The following is a 17,853-nucleotide window of genomic DNA, read 5'->3' as shown; positions in this document are numbered from 1 at the left end:
CCTTGGGTGTCCCTTTTCTTTTATAATAAGATTCAGAGAAAAAAACAGGGGAGTGGGGGTCGACCATGAAGCAATTTAAAGAAAGCATGTTGAGATTGATCATTGACACGTCTACAAACTTGCCGTCCGACGTAAGAAAGATGATCGCTGCGGCACGGCTTAAGGAAGAGATGGGTACACGTGCGGCGATCGCGCTTGCCACCATCGCAAAGAACATCAAGATGGCGGAAGAAGCGGAAGGACCGATCTGTCAGGACACGGGAATGCCGACTTTCGAGATCCACTGCCCGGTCGGAGCGAACCAGATCGAAATGAAGAAAGCGATTCACGAAGCGGTCGCGGAAGCTACGAAACTGGGCAAGCTTCGCCCCAATTCGGTTGATTCGTTAACCGGCAAAAACTCAGGGAACAACCTTGGACCGGGAACGCCTGTCATCCATTTTGAACAATGGGAAAAGGATTATATTGACGTTCGCCTGATTCTTAAAGGCGGCGGCTGTGAAAACAAAAACATTCAATATTCGCTTCCGTGCGAACTTGAAGGATTGGGAAAAGCAGGCCGCGATTTGGACGGCATCCGCAAGTGCATCATGCACGCCGTTTATCAGGCACAGGGACAAGGGTGCTCCGCCGGTTTTATCGGCGTCGGTATCGGCGGCGATCGGACGTCCGGTTACGCGCTTGCCAAGCAACAATTGTTCCGGAAAGCGGACGACGTCAACCCGAACGAAGATTTGCGCAAGCTTGAAGAATACGTCATGGAAAACGCCAACAAACTGTCGATTGGGACGATGGGCTTTGGCGGCAACGTGACGCTGCTCGGCTGCAAAATCGGTGTGATGAATCGTCTCCCCGCGTCGTTTTTTGTGTCTGTCGCTTATAATTGTTGGGCTTTCCGGCGGCAGGGCGTCAAGATCAATCCCGCTACGGGTGCGATTGAAGAATGGTTTTATAAAGACGATGCGGTGGAACCGGCTGTCGATGAAGCGGCTGTGGCGGTTTCCGGCGGCGATACACGGCAGGTCGTCCTGCAGGCACCGATCACGGAAGAGCAGGTTCGCAACCTGAAAGTCGGCGATGTGGTCATCATCAACGGGCCGATTCATACGGGTCGTGATGCATTCCACAAGTACATGATGGATCATGACTCGCCGGTTGACCTGAACGGCGGCGTGATTTATCATTGCGGTCCGGTGATGCTGAAAGACGAGAGCGGAAAATGGCACGTCAAGGCCGCAGGCCCTACGACTTCCATCCGGGAGGAACCTTATCAGGCGGATATCATTAAGAAGTTTGGAATCCGCGCGGTGATCGGCAAAGGCGGTATGGGGCCGAAAACGCTGGCCGGTTTGAAGGAATATGGAGCCGTTTATTTGAATGCCATCGGCGGTGCCGCACAATATTATGCCCAGTGCGTGAGAGAGGTCGAAGGTGTCCACTTTCTTGAGGAATTCGGAATTCCGGAAGCGATGTGGCATCTGCAAGTGGAAGGGTTTGCCGCCATTGTGACGATGGACGCCCATGGCAATTCCCTGCATGCCGATGTGGAGCAGGAATCGCTGAAAAAATTGTCCGATTTTAAAGATCCTGTATTTGTATAAGCGACCTGTGCAGCCTTCACTTCACTTCGGCGGAAGTCATTTAACGTCATTTTGATGGGCCGTATTAGGGAGATGCCAAATGCGAAAAGTAGGGACTCTCACAAGCGCTTTGACGCTGTTGGCACTCGGCATTCTGCTGCTGATCGACCAGGTGGCGCACAGGCCGGTTCTTTCGGCGCTTTTGCCGTTCTGGCCGGTCGTGGTGTTGGGACTGGGAGCGGAACTCCTGTGGAGTCTGTATTCCGTGAAAAAGCAAAAACTGAATGAAGATATTCGTGTGGATGCCCGCAGTATAGCGCTTCTGTGTCTGGTCGGGATTTTCTCGATCGCCTTGTACTCCCAGCAGAGTATGGGGATGATGCAAACCAGCCTGACCAGCGTCCGGGATGCACTGACCGACAAGACGGTCGAATTGCCGGAAACGTCTTTTGACGCCAAGGATGTGCAAAGACTGGAGGTTTACAGCCGTACCGGAACGATTAAAGTCAATCAATCCAATACCCAGTCGATCTTAATCCGAACGAAAGTGCACGTCCGAAACCTCAACAGCCAACAAGCGAATGAAGAAGCAAAAAACGGCGCTCCCCGCATTACACATGGCAGCACCTTGCGGGTAGAGGTGGATCCTTCGCTCGCGTTCACCTCCAAAATTACGGCGGTGGATCTTGAAATTCAGGTTCCGCCGAGGCTGGCCTTACAACTGTTGACGCACAACGGTGACGTGTCGGTTCAGGATCATGCCGGCGATTTGGTTATCAGTTCCGAATCCGGCAAAGTGGCAGTGGAACGCGTCACCGGGAAGACGACGATCGCCGATGACAACGGGCAGATTATTGTTCGCGGTATCGAGGGGGATCTTGAGGTGAAGGTCAAAGCTGGCACCCTTGAAGTGGAAAATGTAACCGGCAAAGCGGTGCTTGAGAACACATTCGGACCGATCCGCGCCGCCTACATCGGAGGCAATCTGCGGGTCAACTGCAAAAACGGTCGCATTCAACTGGATTCGGTTGACGGTGACGTTGAGGCGCAAATCGAAAACGGACCTATTCAAGCTTCCAACATGAAAAAAGCCGTGACGCTGACCTCGGGAACAGGTGGCATCACGGTGGAAAGCCAAGTTACCGGCCGATGGATGTTGAATTCAGCCCGGGGAATGGTGTCGATCCGCGTTCCCGGCAACTCCGACATCGAGTTTATAGGGGAATCGAATCGGGGATTGGTGAAAGGCCCGACAAAATCGGATTCCTCTGCAACCGGAGCAAAAGTCGCCGAAAAAATGGGAACGGGTACGTATCCGGTACTTGTCCGCACAGACGACGGAGCCATCACGGTAAATACCAATCTGTAACTTTCGAAAAAGCACGGGTGTCCCCGTGCTTTTTCATCATTGCACTTGATTGCTACTTGGTGGCGGCCTCGATCGCTTGTTCCGCCATCTCAGCCACTACCTTGCTGTTGATGCCGGGAATGTTCGCATCGTCGAGCTCTTTCTGCACCCATTTTCCCGCGTTACCGTTTGCGGAACCTCCCATTGCGCTGCTGCGGCGTATCATTTCCCAAGTCGCAATACCGATGCCCGCACCGAGTAACATGGCAGTGGTCGTGTTGATACCGCGGTGGCGGCGCTCACGTCCCGGCCATACGCGATTTGCCCCCGGAAGCATGTTCGTCATCATTTCCCACATCCACAACACCTCCCTTCTTAAGGATACCCGAAACGAAGAGGTTGCATGTCGAAGAGCGATTGGCAATAATTTGCTTGCTCAAGATCTGTCAGAATTTCTGACATATCTGTTGACCAAACCGGGAATCAGGTAGTACCTTCAATTCAAGGCTACGGATCAAGTGGGACTGCCGTATTTGTCAGGATTGCCGTCTTGTCTTAATCTCTCGGTTTTTCCGATGAAAGGAGGAGGCTTTGTGAAACTGTCGGCTCGCGGACATTACGGTTTGATCGCCATGACGTATTTGGCCCAATATGGGAATGAAACACCGATTTCCGTAAAAACGATTGCGGAACAGGAACATATTCCCGAAGCGTTTTTAAAACAAATCTTCCATAAATTGCGCAAGGCGGGACTTGTTACAAGCGTCCGGGGGGCCCGCGGCGGGGTTCGGCTGACGCGGCATGCCGGCCAAATGACAGCCGGTGAGATTGTGCGTGTTCTGGAAGGTCCGATCAATCCTGTAGAGTGTCTTGAAGCAAATGCAGAACAGATGAATTGCGACAAAATGGATTCTTGTGCGACAAAAATCGTTTGTGAGAAGCTGCGAGACGTCATGGTAACTTGTCTGAATGACATTACATTGGGTGACATTTTAGGTTATATTTCACATGCCACCGATCGGCAATCCGATGGCGTCTTGAACTCTTAAAGAAGTTGGTTGTTCCGGAGAGGGGGTCTTTTATGCCGCTGATGTTGGAAGGGGAGTGGAAGGAACTTTGCGATTATTGCGGTCTTACTTCATATGATTTGGAACTCCTGAACCAATATGCTTCCCATTTCGAAAAATGTGCGGCTGAAATTGTGAACGAATTTTATGCGGAAATGGAAAAGCAATCTTTCCTGATGCGGATTCTCCGGGCTCACAGCACCATTGACCGGTTGAAGCAAACCCAAGTCAAGTATTTTCTTTCATTAACAAGTGACAGAATTGATGATGCGTATATTGCGGGAAGGCAACAAATAGGAGTCGTTCATGCGCATATTGGATTGACCCCGCAATGGTTCCTTGCCGCCTACATGACGTATATTCGCATCCTGTACAAAAAAATAATGGAATTGCCCGACGGAGGATCCCTTTTTCTCGCTTTTACCAAGCGGCTGTTTTTCGATTCGATCGTGATTTTAAAACAATATGACAATATGGTCGAACATCTCCATTTTCGTTTGACGATGGAGGAGCTGTCAGGTGAAATCTCAAATTCCCTGAACCGCATAAGCTCGATTGCGGCGCAATACTCATCATCAGCCAAGTTGCTGGCGGAATCGCAAGAACAAATCGCGATTTCCATGAAACGGCTAAAAGAATCGGGAAAGGAAATTGAGAGATTAAGCGGGTTTGTGTTGGAGATTGCCGATAAAACGCATTTACTTGGCTTAAATGCGGCCATTGAAGCGGCAAGGGCCGGGGAGCAAGGTCGGGGATTTTCGATCGTGGCGGGCGAAGTGCGAAAGCTGGCTGCGGATTCAAAGCAATCATCGAAGGAAATCAGGGCCGTAATTACGGATATCGTTACCCAACTCCATCTGGTGGATGAACAGGCGGAGCAGACAAAGGCGATTTCGGATGAACAAGCGGCGTTTGCGGAAGAACTGTCTTCCCATATCCAAAATGTCAAACGAATTTCGGAAAATATGCATGAGCGGATTCGCAATCAATAGGTTATGGAAATGTGAAGGAAATAGAAGCAAATTGATCACCATTTTTGTAGCAAAATTGTGAAAGTAAATGTTTTTTGTAAGAGTTTCTGACATGGGTGTTGAACGAAGAGAGAGCCCTATTGTATTCTCAATGCAAAGTTACTCAAAAGAGTAACGTTGACAATCGGTATGGAGGTGGTAAGTGGAGGGTGGAAAACAGTACCTGTTGCTGATCTGTAGCCTTAAACTCGACAGAAAGGAGGATTTACGTGGGAAAGGGATGTTCAGGAGAAAGCTTGCCAATTCTTGGCGGATGTTCGCCAACTGCCGATTGTTCAGCGCACAAAAGTGCGCCAATAGCCCCTCATATTCAGGAAAAAATTGCCCGGCATCCCTGTTACAATCAGGATGCGCATCATTACTTCGCCCGCATGCACGTAGCGGTGGCACCGGCTTGCAATATCCAATGCAATTATTGCAATCGCAAGTATGATTGCGCGAACGAAAGCCGGCCAGGCGTCGTGAGCGAAGTTCTGAAGCCTGAGGAAGCCGTAAAAAAAGTATTGGTCGTTGCCGGAGAAATTCCGCAGATGACGGTCGTTGGCATAGCAGGGCCGGGTGATCCGTTGGCCAACCCCGAAAAGACGTTTGCGACCTTTAAAGGGATCGCCAAACAGGCTCCTGACATCCAGTTGTGTTTAAGCACAAACGGATTGCGTTTGCTTGACTACTTGGATCGGATTCAGGAACTGAAGATTGATCATGTAACGATTACCATCAATGCGGTAGACCCCAAAATCGGCCAGCATATTTACTCGTGGGTGTTCTTTGAAGGCAAACGCTACAAAGGGATAGAAGCGGCAGAGATTTTATTGGAACGCCAGCTAAAGGGGCTGGAAGCACTGACAAAACGCGGAATTCTGTGCAAAGTCAATTCCGTGTTAATTCCGGGAATCAACGATTCACACCTGGAGCAAGTTTCCGATCTGATTATGAAAAAGGGAGCGTTTCTGCACAACATCATGCCGCTGATTGTCGCCCCCGGCACAGTCTTTGAGAAAGAGGGAAAAAGGAATCCGACTCCCGAAGAATTACATCAGATCCAGGAGAAATGTTCAGGAAGCATGAAAATCATGCGCCACTGCAGACAATGCCGCGCGGATGCCGTCGGATTGCTTGGTGACGATCGCAGCGCGGAATTTACCAAGGGAAAAATCATGGCGGTCGAACCGCAATATAATGCCGCCGCCAGAAGAAAAGTCCAGCAAGAACTCGAAAACAAAATGAAAGAACGGTACACAAAGAAAACCCAGAGGGAAATCGAACCCCCAAAAAACGGAACATCACCGTCAACAGCCATTCGAATCGCGGTCGCCTCATGCGGCAACGAAAAGGTAAACCTGCATTTCGGCCATGCAAAAGAATTCCTGATCTACGATGTTGCCGGCGACGAAATCCGGTTTGTCGGCATACGCAAAGTTCAAGCCTATTGCAAAGGCACAGCCAATTGCAAAACAAACAAAGAAGAATTGATTCAAGAATCTGCAGAGACATTAAGAGACTGCAAAATCGTAGTGACTTCAGGGATTGGAGCAGAACCGCGAAATTATCTCCTGGGCGCCGGTATCATTCCTGTCGTTCACCCGGGCGATATTGAAGAAGTACTGCTCTCCTGCAGCAAATACTTCTACGGTTATATTAATTCTAAGGATAAGGTTCTGTCAAGACAAAATTGACAAAATAAATCAAGAATTTAGGGGGAAGATCAAATGCGTCAAATTGCTTTCTATGGAAAAGGCGGAATCGGGAAGTCGACCACTTCGCAAAATACATTGGCACAATTGGCGACAAAGTTCGGTCAAAAAATCATGATTGTCGGATGTGACCCGAAAGCCGACTCCACACGTTTGATTTTGAACCAAAAAGCCCAGCAGTCTGTCCTGCATCTGGCGGCGGAACGAGGGTCCGTTGAAGAACTGGAACTTGAGGATGTGATGGCGGAAGGTTTTGGCGGGATTAAATGCGTGGAATCAGGGGGACCGGAACCCGGAGTGGGATGTGCCGGCAGGGGAATCATTACATCCATTACCTTCCTGGAAGAACAAGGGGCCTACGAAGGATTGGATTTCGTCTCGTATGATGTCCTGGGGGACGTTGTTTGCGGCGGATTTGCCATGCCGATTCGCGAAAACAAAGCACAGGAGATCTATATCGTCTGTTCCGGCGAGATGATGGCCATGTATGCAGCGAACAATATCGCCCGCGGGATTTTGAAGTACGCCAACAGCGGGGGCGTCCGGCTTGGGGGATTGATCTGCAACAGCCGGAATACGGACCGGGAAGAAGAATTGATTCAAGAGTTGGCTCGCCGCTTGAACACGCAAATGATTCATTTCTTGCCGCGTCATAATATCGTTCAGCGCGCCGAATTGCGCAAGATGACGGTTGCCCAATACGATCCGGAACATCCGCAAGCGAAAGAATACGAAATATTGGCGAAGAAGATTTTGGAAAACGACATGTTGACGATCCCGACTCCGATCAGCATGGACGAATTGGAAGAATTGCTGCTGGAATACGGAGTCATCGAAGACGAAGAGACGCAATTGAAGAAACTTGAGGCAAGTGAAGCGGTGAGCTAATGCAATCAACTGAAGCACTCATCGAGACAAAAAGGAGGTCCGCGAAATGAGTGTCGATACGAAAACCATAACAAAAGAAAGCAGCGAAAAATTGGTTGAGAAGTTGCTTGAGGCGTATCCCGACAAAGTCAAAAAGGAAAGGAAAAAGCACTTTGAGGTCAATTCCCAGGAAGCGATCGAGACCGGGAAGTGTTCAATCAAATCGAACGTAAAATCCCGTCCGGGTGTGATGACGGTTCGCGGATGCGCGTACGCTGGGTCAAAGGGCGTCGTCTGGGGGCCGATTAAGGACATGGTGCACATCAGCCACGGTCCGGTCGGCTGCGGTCAATACAGTTGGGGAACGCGCCGCAACTATGCCAATGGCGTGCTTGGTGTCAACAACTTTGTCGCGATGCAGGTGACCAGCGATTTTCAGGAGCGGGACATCGTGTTTGGCGGAGACAAGAAGCTGGAACAGATCTGCCGCGAAATAATAGAGATGTTTCCGCTGGCCAAGGGGATTACGATTCAATCGGAATGTCCGGTTGGATTGATAGGTGACGATATTGAAGCGGTAGCGAAGAAAATGACGAGAGAGTTGGGGATTCCGGTCATTCCCGTCCGCTGCGAAGGGTTTCGGGGGGTCAGCCAGTCGCTCGGTCACCATATCGCCAACGATACCATTCGCGATTATGTGATCGGGACAAGGGAACTTGCAGAAACGGGTCCGTACGATGTCGCCATTATCGGGGATTACAACATCGGCGGCGATGCCTGGGCGTCCCGCATTTTGCTGGAAGAAATGGGGCTTCGCGTCATCGCCCAATGGTCGGGCGACGGTACGTTCAATGAATTGGCCGTTACGCACAAAGCGAAACTCAATCTGATCCACTGCTACCGCTCCATGAACTACATTTGTACGTTCATGGAAGAAAAATACGGCATTCCCTGGATGGAATACAATTTCTTCGGACCGACTAAAACGTATGAAAGCCTGCGTAAGATCGCGGCCCGTTTCGACGAACGGATCCAGGAAAACTGCGAGAAAGTAATCGCGAAATACAAGCCGGAAATGGATGCCGTCATTGAAAAATACCGCCCTCGCCTGGAAGGGAAAAAAGTGATGCTGCTTGTCGGAGGATTGCGCCCGCGGCACACGATTGGCGCTTACGAGGATCTCGGGATGGAAGTGGTCGGAACCGGGTATGAGTTTGCCCATAAAGATGATTATGAACGGACTTACAAACAGTTAAAAGAGGGTACCATCATTTATGACGATCCGACCGCCTACGACTTGGAATTCTTGGCGCAAAAACTGGGGATTGATCTGATGGGGTCCGGCATCAAAGAAAAGTATGTGTACCACAAAATGGGGATTCCCTTCAGACAAATGCATTCGTGGGATTATAGCGGGCCGTATCACGGATTTGACGGGTTTAAAGTCTTTGCCCGGGATATGGACATCGCCGTAAACAGTCCGGTCTGGGGGCTGTTGAAATCGCCGTACTGATAAGGAAGGGTAAGAAGGGGTGACGAAGGATGACCAAGCGACTGGATATCAAAGATCACAATACGCTGTTTCAAAGTGAAACATACGTGAAGCAGGCGGAGGATAAGCGAGAATTCGAAGCGCCCTGTTCCTTGCAGGAAGTCGAGGAGACCGCAGAATATTTGAAAACGGAAGAGTATAAAGAAAAGAATTTTGCCCGTGAATCCTTAACCATTAATCCGGCCAAGGCATGTCAGCCCCTTGGCGCTGTGCTAGCAGCCCTCGGATTTGAAAAGACGCTGCCTTACGTTCACGGATCGCAAGGGTGCGTGGCCTATTTTCGCAGCCATTTCGCCCGCCATTTCAAGGAACCCGTTCCCTGCGTTTCTTCATCCATGACGGAAGACGGGGCCGTATTCGGCGGTTTGCGAAACCTGATAGAGGGATTGCAAAACTGCACAACCTTGTATAAGCCTGATATGGTAGCCCTCAGCACGACCTGCATGGCTGAAGTGATCGGTGACGATCTGGGGGCGTTTATTGAAAATGCCCGGCAAGAGGGAGCCATCAGCAGGGAATTTCCCGTTCCCTATGCCAACACGCCGAGTTTCGTCGGATCGCACATTACCGGTTACGATAACATGATGCGTTCCATTTTAAGCTATCTTTCCGAGAAAAACGGCGGTTTGCAAAACAAGGCCAACACCGGAAAAATCAACATCATTCCCGGCTTTGAGACGTATACCGGAAACTTTGCCGAACTAAAAAGAATCCTGGATCTGATGGAAGTTGACTATACCATCCTGGGAGATCACAGCGAGAATCTCGATTCGCCGGCCGATGGAGAATACCGTTATTACTATGGCGGCACAAAACTGGAAGAGGCCGCGCAGGCGGCAGGCGCCAAAGCAACCTTTGCATTGCAGAAATATTCAACGAAGAGAACCATGGAATACATTCAGGAAACATGGAAACAGCAAACGTTTGCGATGCCGGTGCCGATCGGGATCGGTTACACGGATCAGTTGCTGATGCAAATCAGCGAATTGACCGGCAAGCCGATTCCGCAAACCTTAAAGAATGAGCGGGGACGCGTTGTCGACGCGATGACGGATTCGCACGCTTACCTGCACGGAAAGCGTGTAGCCATGGCCGGTGATCCCGATTTGCTGTTGGGTTTGATTTCTTTCTGTCTGGAAATCGGGATTGAACCCGTTCATATTGTCTGCACAAACGGGGACAAAGAGTTTGCCCAGGAAGCGGAAGCCTTGTTGGCGACAAGTCCTTATGGAATCGAGGGAAAAGTATATGCCGGCAAGGACTTGTGGCATCTGCGCTCCCTCCTGCTGACCGATCCGGTCGACTTCGCCATCGGCAGCACGTTTATGAAATTTGCCGCCAAGGATGCCGGTATTCCGCTGGTGCGAATCGGATTCCCGATTTTTGACCGCCATCATCTGCACCGCTACCCAATTATCGGTTATCAAGGAACATTAAACGTGTTGACGCAGATGGTGAATACGCTGTTGCAGGATTTGGATGACAAGTCGCCCGCTCACAGCTTTGACGTCGTCAGGTAGTCCCGATATATCGTTCAATCAAAACATGTCCCACTTTGGCGGGAGGAGTTTGGAGGGATGAGTTGTGAAACAGCTTGCGCTTGAAGCGTTCCATGAACCTGCCTGTGAGCACAATCAAGCGAACCGGAAGGTTCATAAAGGGTGTGCCAGACCCAAGCCCGGCGAAGCTGCCGGAGGGTGTTCCTTTGATGGAGCCCAGATCACGTTAGTACCAATTGCTGACGCAGCTCATCTCGTTCACGGCCCGCTTGCATGCGCCGGGAACAGTTGGGAAGGAAGAGGCAGCCTGTCTTCAGGCCCTCTTCTTTACCAATACGGTTTTACAACCGATTTGACCGAATATGAAATCATTTTCGGCAGTGAACACAAATTGCGGCAAGCCATTGCGGAACTGTTTGAACGGTTTCAGCCGCCGGCGATCTTTGTCTATTCCACTTGTGTAACCGCGTTAACGGGCGAAGACCTGGAAGCGATTTGCGCAAGCGAAGCAAAAAAATGGGGGATTCCTGTAATTCCGGTAACCAGTCCGGGATTTGTGGGGAGCAAAAATCTTGGAACCCGGCTTGCGGGGGAAGCGTTGCTGCGGTATGTGATCGGAACTGCCGAGCCTGAAGAAACGACTCCTTATGATATCAACTTGATTGGCGAATACAACATTGCCGGTGAATTCTGGGAGATCAAACCTTTGTTTGAACAGGTGGGGATCCGCGTATTATCAAGGATTACAGGGGACGGACGCTTTCATGAAATTCGTTACGCCCATCGCGCGAAAGTGAATATGGTTGTTTGCAGCCGCGCTTTGATCAATGTGGCGAGAACCATGAAGGAACGGTATGGAATCCCATATTTTGAAGGATCTTTCTACGGGTCAAAGGAAACAAGTTCTTCTTTGCGCCAAATCGCTTTTCATCTGAATGACAGGGAGATCGAACGGCGTGTCCATGAACTGGTTGCAAAAGAAGAAGAAAAGCTGGAAAGAGATCTTGCCGAGTACCGTCGCGTGTTGCAGGGCAAACGCGCGGTTCTCTATACGGGGGGCGTCAAAAGCTGGTCGGTTATTACAGCGCTGCAGGAACTGGGGATGGAAGTGGTAGGGGTTGGAACAAACAAAAGCACGCTGGAGGATATTACAAGAATCAAAGAAAGAGTGGGGCCGGAAGCGGAACTCATCGATCAGGGCGGTGCCAGCCGCATCCTGAAAACGGTTCGCGACAAAAAGGCCGACATGATCATAGCGGGCGGACGGAATATGTATGTGGCGCTGAAAGAGCAAATTCCATTTTTGGATATCAATCAGGAACGGCATGCCGCTTATGCGGGGTATACGGGATTAAAAAGGCTCGCTAGGCATCTCGTCCATTCCCTTGAGCATCCCGTCTGGCAACTTGTGCGGGAGAAAGCCCCATGGGAGGGGGAGGTATCCGATGGCGGTTAAAATGACGAAAAAAGCGGTATCTGTCAATCCGTTGAAAGTAAGCCGGCCGTTGGGAGGCACTCTTGCTTTGCAAGGATTTTACAGGGCTATGCCGCTCATCCACGGTTCTCAGGGGTGCGCCGCGTTCATCAAAGCGTTGATGACCCGTCATTATCGGGAGCCTATCGCCGTTCAAACTTCGGCGCTGCAGGAGATGAATGTGATTTTCGGCGCGGACAAATGCATGGTCGAAGCGCTCGATGCGATCCGGGACAAACACCGCCCGGATATCATCGGGGTTTTTGGCACGAGTCTCACGGAAGTGGCCGGGGATGATCTGTGCGGAAACGTGAGGAGCTATATCAAGGATCGTCAGATCCAAGACAGTTTGATCGTGCCTGTACCGCTACCCGATTATCAGGGGTCTTTGGAGTCGGGATACGCGCTTGCGGTGGAATCCGTAGTCACGGAACTTCTGACGCAAAGGAAGGAGCAATTGCAATACCGGCCGGTGCGCAATCGCGTGAATTTGCTTCCTGGTGCGCATCTGACACCCGGCGATGTCACGGAATTGAAAGACATCCTCACTTCTTTCGGCCTTGAGGTGATTGCGATTCCCGATCTCTCGGCTTCTTTGTCCGGTCATCTTTTATCCGGATTTTCTCCGCTCAGCCGAGGCGGCATTCGGCTTGATTCACTTTATCAAATGTCCACTGCGGAGTTGACGATTGCGGTAGGCGCCAGCATGGAACGAACGGCCCAAAAAATTGAAAAGTTCGCCGGCATCCCTTATCGTCTGTTTCCGAGTGTAACAGGGCTAAAGGCGTGTGACGAATTTTTCTGGTTTCTCCAGTCAATCAGCCGGCAGCCGGTACCCGTTCGCTATCGTTTGCAGCGGGAAAATTTGCTCGATTGCATGCTGGACGCCCACTTTTATTATGCCGGAAGCTCGGCGGTGGTTGCATTGGAGCCGGATCACTTGTTTTCCGTGGCCGGTTTGTTGAAAGAATTGGGGGTTGAGCTGCGCGGTCTTGTGACGACCGAGTCTTCGCCGGTATTGTCGCAATTGGAGGAAGAAGTTTGGATCGGCGATTTGGGCGATTTGGAAGAAATGGCGGCGGGCGCCGATCTGTGGATCAGCAATTCCCACGGAAATCAAGGGGCCAGACGAAAAGGGGTTCCGTTTGTGGCTATCGGCTTCCCGGTATTCGACCAATTGGGAGCGTCTCTGTTGACCGGTGTCGGCTATCGGGGGACGACGGAGCTGATTATTAAATTTGCCAATCCGTTGGTGAAGGAAAGGGGGAACGAGCAGCATGAAGGTGGCGTTTGCAACCGATGACGGAAGGGCGATCAATTCGCATTTTGGCCACTGCAAGTCATTTATGATCTATGAAATTACGCCGGAGAAATATGAATGGTCAGAGACGAGGCAGGTGACCGAAGCGGCGGAAGGGGATGAAATCGGGCGTATCGAAGCGAGGATCGATGCGATCCGCGATTGTTCCCTGCTGTTTATTACGCAAATTGGCGCTTCCGCGGCGGCGAAAGTGACACGAAAGCAAATCATGCCCGTTAAGGTGGAGGACGGTACGTCGATTCTCGAACAGTTGGACCGGCTGTTGCAAATGTTGCAAACCAGGCCTCCGATTTGGCTTGTGAAGTTAATGAAACAAAATCAACGAAAGGAAGAGACCCATGAGTGTCAATAAGGAAGGGATTTCTTTTCTTTTCTTGGAAAATCTTGATAAAGTGATACATGCCAACGATGCGATGGGATTGTATCGAAATCTTGCCCTTGCGGAAAGACTGGAACGGGTTATGCTGGTAACGCCGGAGGAAAAGCGGGAAGGAGAAATGTGCGGAGTTGTTGACGCAAAAGTTAAAGAGAGAATCTCCATGTTTTTCCAGGCAGTTGCCTTTGCAATCGAACAGAAGTCGGGGAAGATCGTGAGCAGCATCGTGGAATTGAACAATGAGGGAATCGGACGGGTGATTCTTTATTCCGGAAGGCTGATTCTGTTAAACAAGAGCATACGGGGAACGCAGAAGTTTGCTTTTACGGAACTTGAACAGGTGGACAAAGCGGGAAATCAGCATGTTTCCGAAGGGTTATCCTGGCTGGAGAAATATCCGGCAGTCGCAAATTTGTAACTGATTGTTGCCATGTCTTCTGTATAAGGAGAGAGTCGCATGGGATTCGTGTCCAGTCAATCGCCCGCTTTCGATTCTCACCTCCGGTATAGCCGGCAGTTGAAATTGCTTGGAGAGGAAGGGCAGCGGAAGCTGCAAGAAGCGACAGTGTTTATTGCAGGTATTGGCGGCCTGGGGGGTACAGCCGCTATTTATCTTGCCGCGGCCGGTATCGGCAGATTGATACTTGCACATGAGGGGAACATTGCACTTCCGGATCTCAACCGTCAGATCTTGATGGACAGCGACAAGGTGGGAGAAGAAAGGATCGCGTGTGCAGTCAAAAGCTTAAAGCGAATCAACCCGAACGTGACGATTGAGGGATACCCGGAAAAAATAAGTTACGACCGGGCCCGGAAATGGGTTGACTCGTCCGACGTCGTTGTCGATGCCCGGTATGATTTCCCGGAACGCTACGAGTTGAACCGCCTTTGCGTCGATTGCGGGAAACCGATGGTTGAGGCGGCCATGTACGGTTTTGAAGTTTCATTGACAACGATAGCGCCGGGAATTACGCCTTGTCTTGCCTGTATCCATCCGGAGCAAAACCAAGTCTGGGAACCGTTTGGGTTTCCTGTCTTAGGGGCCACTTCAGGAATCGCGGGATGCCTTGCGGCGATTGAAGCGATCAAACTGATAACGGGAATCGGAACGCCCTATTTTAATATCCTTTATCGCATTGATACGCTTAACTGGAGCACTTACAAGGTTAAGGTGAAACGCAACCCAAATTGTTTACACTGTTCCGGTCGGAAGGTGAACTGACATGAAAACCCGTTTGCAGGATTTACGGAGCGTGGAAGACTTTTTTGATTTCTATCAGATTCCTTACAACAGCCATATCGTTACGGTCAGGCGTTTTCATATCCTGAAACGGTTTCGGGACTATCTGCAACGCGAACGGTTGCTCGGCGCGGATCCGGTAGATTCTCAAGTATGGGAAAAACAGCGTTCCTTCTTGTTAAAGTCTTATCACGACTTGTTGCATTTTCCGCCGGAACCGGGAGAACGGGAAAGTTTGGGCCAGCGAAAGACATCCGCCTGTTCCGGATGCAGACTCAATTGTCTCCGGAAATAGAAGGAGCAGGAGGGGAAATGCAATGGGGCTCATTCATATTTGCGACACGACTTTGCGGGATGGGGAGCAAGCAGCGGGCGTCGTGTTTTCTCCCGAAGAAAAGAGAAAGATTGTAAAATTGCTGGCCGAAGCGGGCGTTGAACAGGCTGAAATCGGGATTCCGGCCATGGGGAAGGAAGAACAGGAGGTTATCGGTTCCATCGTGGATTTGCAACTGCCTATGCAGTTGTTAACATGGAATCGCGCATTAAAACAGGATATTGACGCTTCAAGGGCGACAGGCGTCAATTGGGTTCATCTGTCGATTCCAACGTCGGATATCCAGATCGAGTCAAAGTTGAGGAGAAGCCGGCAGGAGGTCGTTACGATGGTTCGCCGCGCCGTTGACTATGCAAAACGATTCGACTTGCACGTTTCGGTTGGTTTTGAAGATGCCTCCCGCGCGTATACGCCTTATATCATCGAACTGATTCATCTGCTCTACGGAGACGGAATTCGCCGTTTTCGTTATGCGGATACCGTTTCCGTTCTGACCCCGTCCGTGACTCAATCTGCGATCGCAAAGATCGTAGCGGAATGTCCGGAAGACGTCCAGTTGGAAATACATTGCCACAATGACTTTGGTCTGGCTACCGCCAATACGCTTGCCGCATTATCGGCGGGTGCGAAGTGTGCGAGCACCACGATCCTGGGGCTGGGGGAGCGGGCGGGGAATGCTTCTTTGGAAGAGGTTGTCATGGCATGGCGGCATTTGTATCAAGGGGAAGTGAACGTAAACCCCGCCTTTCTTCATCCTCTGGCCCAAGCGGTAAGCCAAGCGTCCGGACGAACGCTGCCCGAATCCAAACCGATTGTAGGCGCATTGGTTTACACGCATGAGTCGGGAATTCACGTTGACGGTTTTTTAAAAAACCGGGCAACGTATCAAAGTTTTGATCCAGTGGAAGTGGGACGGGACCATCGATTTGTGTTGGGCAAGCATTCGGGCTCAAACACTATCGTGTACTTGTTAAGACAAGAAGGCATCAGGATCGACAAGAGGCAGGGAAAAGAGTTGCTGGAACGGGTGCGGGCTTTGGCCGCCCGGAAGAAACGGACTGTTGAAGTGTCGGAATTGATCGGAATTTTACGGCAGACACTGTGAGGGGAGAGCTGCCGCTTTCGCCTCTGCCGGCTGACTTGAGACTCTAACCGCGCCAGCGGTTCAGGGTCTTTTGCTTTTGCGGGGGGTGTTCACTGGAACCTCATCGACCGGTAGGGTACAATGAAAGTGTTTGCACAGATCCGACAAACCACGGAAAGGGGAACGAGCGGATGGTAGATCCACGCCTTACAAAATTGGCAGATGTGCTGGTCAACTATTCCACGAAAGTGCAAAAGGGCGAGAATGTGTTGATTGAAGCTTTCGGAATCGACACGCCGCTGGTGAAAGAAATTGTCAAAGCGGTGCAGAAAGCGGGGGGACGTCCGTATGTCAATCTGCGGGATCATTCGGTGATCCGCCAGCTTTTGCTGGGAGGAACGGAAGAACAGTTTGCAACGTGGGCGGAAATCGACCGTTTTCAGATGGAGAAAATGCAGGCATACATCGGCGTGCGCGGCGGGCAGAATATCTCCGAACTCTCCGATGTGCCCGACGACAAGATGAAACTGTATTCGCGGCTGTACCAGCATACGGTGCACAGCGAATTGCGCGTCAAAAAGACAAAATGGGTGGTTCTCCGCTATCCCGGTCCGTCGATGGCGCAGTTGGCCAACATGAGCACGGAAGCTTTCGAGGACTTCTATTTCGATGTCTGTACGATGGACTATGCGAAAATGTCCAAGGCGATGGACCCGCTCAAAGAACTGATGGACAAAACGGACAGGGTGAAAATTGTCGGCCCCGGAACCGAATTGACTTTTTCCGTCAAGGGCATCGGGGCGGTCAAATGCGACGGGGAATTCAACATTCCGGACGGAGAAGTGTTCACGGCGCCGGTACGCGATTCCGTAAACGGTGTGATCACCTACAACACGCCGACTCCGTACCAGGGATTCACCTTCGAGAACGTGCGCCTGGAGTTTAAGGACGGGAAAATCGTGAAGGCGACGGCCAACGACACGGAGCGGATCAACAAAATTTTGGATACCGACGAAGGCGCCCGTTACGTGGGAGAATTTGCGATCGGGTTCAACCCGTATATCCGGGAGCCGATGAAAGACATTTTGTTTGACGAAAAGATCGACGGCAGCCTGCATTTTACGCCGGGGCAATGCTACGATGACGCGTATAACGGGAACAAATCGGCCATTCACTGGGATATGGTCCTGATTCAACGGCCCGAATACGGCGGCGGCGAAATCTGGTTCGATGACAAACTGATCCGGAAAGACGGCCGGTTTGTTGTGCCGGAGCTGGAACCGTTGAACCCGGAACATCTAAGATAGATCTTAACCCAAAGGCATTCCCAGCGGAAACGCTTGAAGGCAAACGGATATTATGTCCGCCATAACCACGCCGCTTGAA

17 protein-coding genes are annotated in these 17,853 nt (G+C 50.9%); 16 read left to right on the top strand and 1 reads right to left on the bottom strand.

The window, feature by feature from the left end:
* Positions 1-65 precede the first annotated feature (65 nt).
* On the top strand, positions 66-1,601 hold the full coding sequence (locus AC4ED1_RS03625; protein WP_490936037.1) for a fumarate hydratase: 1,536 nt from the start codon (positions 66-68) through the stop codon (positions 1,599-1,601).
* 79 nt (positions 1,602-1,680) lie between these two features.
* Positions 1,681-2,949 carry a DUF4097 family beta strand repeat-containing protein gene (locus AC4ED1_RS03620; protein WP_490936036.1) on the top strand — a complete coding sequence of 423 codons (1,269 nt, stop codon included), beginning with the start codon at positions 1,681-1,683 and terminating at the stop codon, positions 2,947-2,949.
* Positions 2,950-3,001: 52 nt separating this feature from the next.
* Here AC4ED1_RS03620 and AC4ED1_RS03615 read toward each other — a convergent pair whose 3' ends face one another.
* On the bottom strand, positions 3,002-3,286 hold the full coding sequence (locus tag AC4ED1_RS03615; RefSeq protein WP_490936035.1) for a hypothetical protein: 285 nt from the start codon (positions 3,284-3,286) through the stop codon (positions 3,002-3,004).
* A gap of 235 nt (positions 3,287-3,521) precedes the next feature.
* On the opposite strand from AC4ED1_RS03615, the gene AC4ED1_RS03610 reads away from it, so the two are divergent.
* From AC4ED1_RS03610 to AC4ED1_RS03545, 14 genes are all read left to right on the top strand, one after another.
* Positions 3,522-3,977: an RrF2 family transcriptional regulator gene (locus tag AC4ED1_RS03610; RefSeq protein ID WP_490936034.1), complete on the top strand. Its 456-nt coding sequence runs from the start codon at positions 3,522-3,524 to the stop codon at positions 3,975-3,977.
* Positions 3,978-4,009: 32 nt separating this feature from the next.
* Positions 4,010-4,987 carry a protoglobin domain-containing protein gene (locus AC4ED1_RS03605; RefSeq protein WP_490936033.1) on the top strand — a complete coding sequence of 326 codons (978 nt, stop codon included), beginning with the start codon at positions 4,010-4,012 and terminating at the stop codon, positions 4,985-4,987.
* Positions 4,988-5,262: 275 nt separating this feature from the next.
* Positions 5,263-6,702, top strand: coding sequence for a nitrogenase cofactor biosynthesis protein NifB (nifB, locus tag AC4ED1_RS03600; RefSeq protein ID WP_490936094.1), 1,440 nt, complete (start codon positions 5,263-5,265; stop codon positions 6,700-6,702).
* 33 nt (positions 6,703-6,735) lie between these two features.
* Positions 6,736-7,608 (top strand): nitrogenase iron protein, encoded by an 873-nt coding sequence (nifH, locus tag AC4ED1_RS03595; protein ID WP_490936032.1) that lies wholly within the window; start codon positions 6,736-6,738, stop codon positions 7,606-7,608.
* 46 nt (positions 7,609-7,654) lie between these two features.
* Positions 7,655-9,100, top strand: coding sequence for a nitrogenase molybdenum-iron protein alpha chain (gene nifD, locus AC4ED1_RS03590; protein WP_490936031.1), 1,446 nt, complete (start codon positions 7,655-7,657; stop codon positions 9,098-9,100).
* A 29-nt stretch (positions 9,101-9,129) separates the two neighbouring features.
* On the top strand, positions 9,130-10,659 hold the full coding sequence (gene nifK, locus AC4ED1_RS03585) for a nitrogenase molybdenum-iron protein subunit beta (protein WP_490936030.1): 1,530 nt from the start codon (positions 9,130-9,132) through the stop codon (positions 10,657-10,659).
* A gap of 64 nt (positions 10,660-10,723) precedes the next feature.
* Positions 10,724-12,094, top strand: a complete 1,371-nt coding sequence (gene nifE / locus AC4ED1_RS03580) for a nitrogenase iron-molybdenum cofactor biosynthesis protein NifE (RefSeq protein WP_490936029.1) — start codon at positions 10,724-10,726, stop codon at positions 12,092-12,094.
* On the top strand, positions 12,084-13,415 hold the full coding sequence (gene nifN, locus AC4ED1_RS03575; protein WP_490936028.1) for a nitrogenase iron-molybdenum cofactor biosynthesis protein NifN: 1,332 nt from the start codon (positions 12,084-12,086) through the stop codon (positions 13,413-13,415). Before nifE ends, nifN begins: the two co-directional genes overlap by 11 nt.
* Positions 13,390-13,785, top strand: a complete 396-nt coding sequence (nifX, locus tag AC4ED1_RS03570; RefSeq protein ID WP_490936027.1) for a nitrogen fixation protein NifX — start codon at positions 13,390-13,392, stop codon at positions 13,783-13,785. Before nifN ends, nifX begins: the two co-directional genes overlap by 26 nt.
* Positions 13,772-14,227, top strand: a complete 456-nt coding sequence (locus AC4ED1_RS03565; RefSeq protein ID WP_490936026.1) for a DUF269 domain-containing protein — start codon at positions 13,772-13,774, stop codon at positions 14,225-14,227. Before nifX ends, AC4ED1_RS03565 begins: the two co-directional genes overlap by 14 nt.
* 39 nt (positions 14,228-14,266) lie before the next feature.
* Complete coding sequence (locus AC4ED1_RS03560) at positions 14,267-15,031, top strand: HesA/MoeB/ThiF family protein (protein WP_490936025.1); 765 nt, start codon at positions 14,267-14,269, stop codon at positions 15,029-15,031.
* Between the two features lies 1 nt (position 15,032).
* Complete coding sequence (locus AC4ED1_RS03555) at positions 15,033-15,344, top strand: nitrogenase-stabilizing/protective protein NifW (protein ID WP_490936024.1); 312 nt, start codon at positions 15,033-15,035, stop codon at positions 15,342-15,344.
* A gap of 22 nt (positions 15,345-15,366) precedes the next feature.
* On the top strand, positions 15,367-16,488 hold the full coding sequence (gene nifV, locus AC4ED1_RS03550; RefSeq protein ID WP_490936023.1) for a homocitrate synthase: 1,122 nt from the start codon (positions 15,367-15,369) through the stop codon (positions 16,486-16,488).
* 170 nt (positions 16,489-16,658) lie between these two features.
* Complete coding sequence (locus AC4ED1_RS03545) at positions 16,659-17,774, top strand: aminopeptidase (RefSeq protein WP_490936022.1); 1,116 nt, start codon at positions 16,659-16,661, stop codon at positions 17,772-17,774.
* The last annotated feature ends 79 nt before the right edge of the window (positions 17,775-17,853 follow it).

The organism is Effusibacillus sp. SKA8 (assembly GCF_058273125.1).
This window is presented reverse-complemented; position numbering and strand designations above follow the sequence as displayed.

Excerpts from the sequence above, each read along its gene's own strand:
- nifD (WP_490936031.1), top strand. The coding sequence starts at position 7,655 with ATGAGTGTCGATACGAAAACCATAACAAAAGAAAGCAGCGAAAAATTG.
- nifK (WP_490936030.1), top strand. The coding sequence starts at position 9,130 with ATGACCAAGCGACTGGATATCAAAGATCACAATACGCTGTTTCAAAGT.
- AC4ED1_RS03560 (WP_490936025.1), top strand. The coding sequence starts at position 14,267 with ATGGGATTCGTGTCCAGTCAATCGCCCGCTTTCGATTCTCACCTCCGG.
- AC4ED1_RS03565 (WP_490936026.1), top strand. The coding sequence starts at position 13,772 with ATGAGTGTCAATAAGGAAGGGATTTCTTTTCTTTTCTTGGAAAATCTT.
- AC4ED1_RS03615 (WP_490936035.1), bottom strand. The coding sequence starts at position 3,286 with ATGTGGGAAATGATGACGAACATGCTTCCGGGGGCAAATCGCGTATGG.
- AC4ED1_RS03545 (WP_490936022.1), top strand. The coding sequence starts at position 16,659 with ATGGTAGATCCACGCCTTACAAAATTGGCAGATGTGCTGGTCAACTAT.
- AC4ED1_RS03555 (WP_490936024.1), top strand. The coding sequence starts at position 15,033 with ATGAAAACCCGTTTGCAGGATTTACGGAGCGTGGAAGACTTTTTTGAT.
- AC4ED1_RS03625 (WP_490936037.1), top strand. The coding sequence starts at position 66 with ATGAAGCAATTTAAAGAAAGCATGTTGAGATTGATCATTGACACGTCT.
- nifX (WP_490936027.1), top strand. The coding sequence starts at position 13,390 with ATGAAGGTGGCGTTTGCAACCGATGACGGAAGGGCGATCAATTCGCAT.
- nifV (WP_490936023.1), top strand. The coding sequence starts at position 15,367 with ATGGGGCTCATTCATATTTGCGACACGACTTTGCGGGATGGGGAGCAA.
- AC4ED1_RS03620 (WP_490936036.1), top strand. The coding sequence starts at position 1,681 with ATGCGAAAAGTAGGGACTCTCACAAGCGCTTTGACGCTGTTGGCACTC.
- AC4ED1_RS03605 (WP_490936033.1), top strand. The coding sequence starts at position 4,010 with ATGCCGCTGATGTTGGAAGGGGAGTGGAAGGAACTTTGCGATTATTGC.
- nifN (WP_490936028.1), top strand. The coding sequence starts at position 12,084 with ATGGCGGTTAAAATGACGAAAAAAGCGGTATCTGTCAATCCGTTGAAA.
- nifH (WP_490936032.1), top strand. The coding sequence starts at position 6,736 with ATGCGTCAAATTGCTTTCTATGGAAAAGGCGGAATCGGGAAGTCGACC.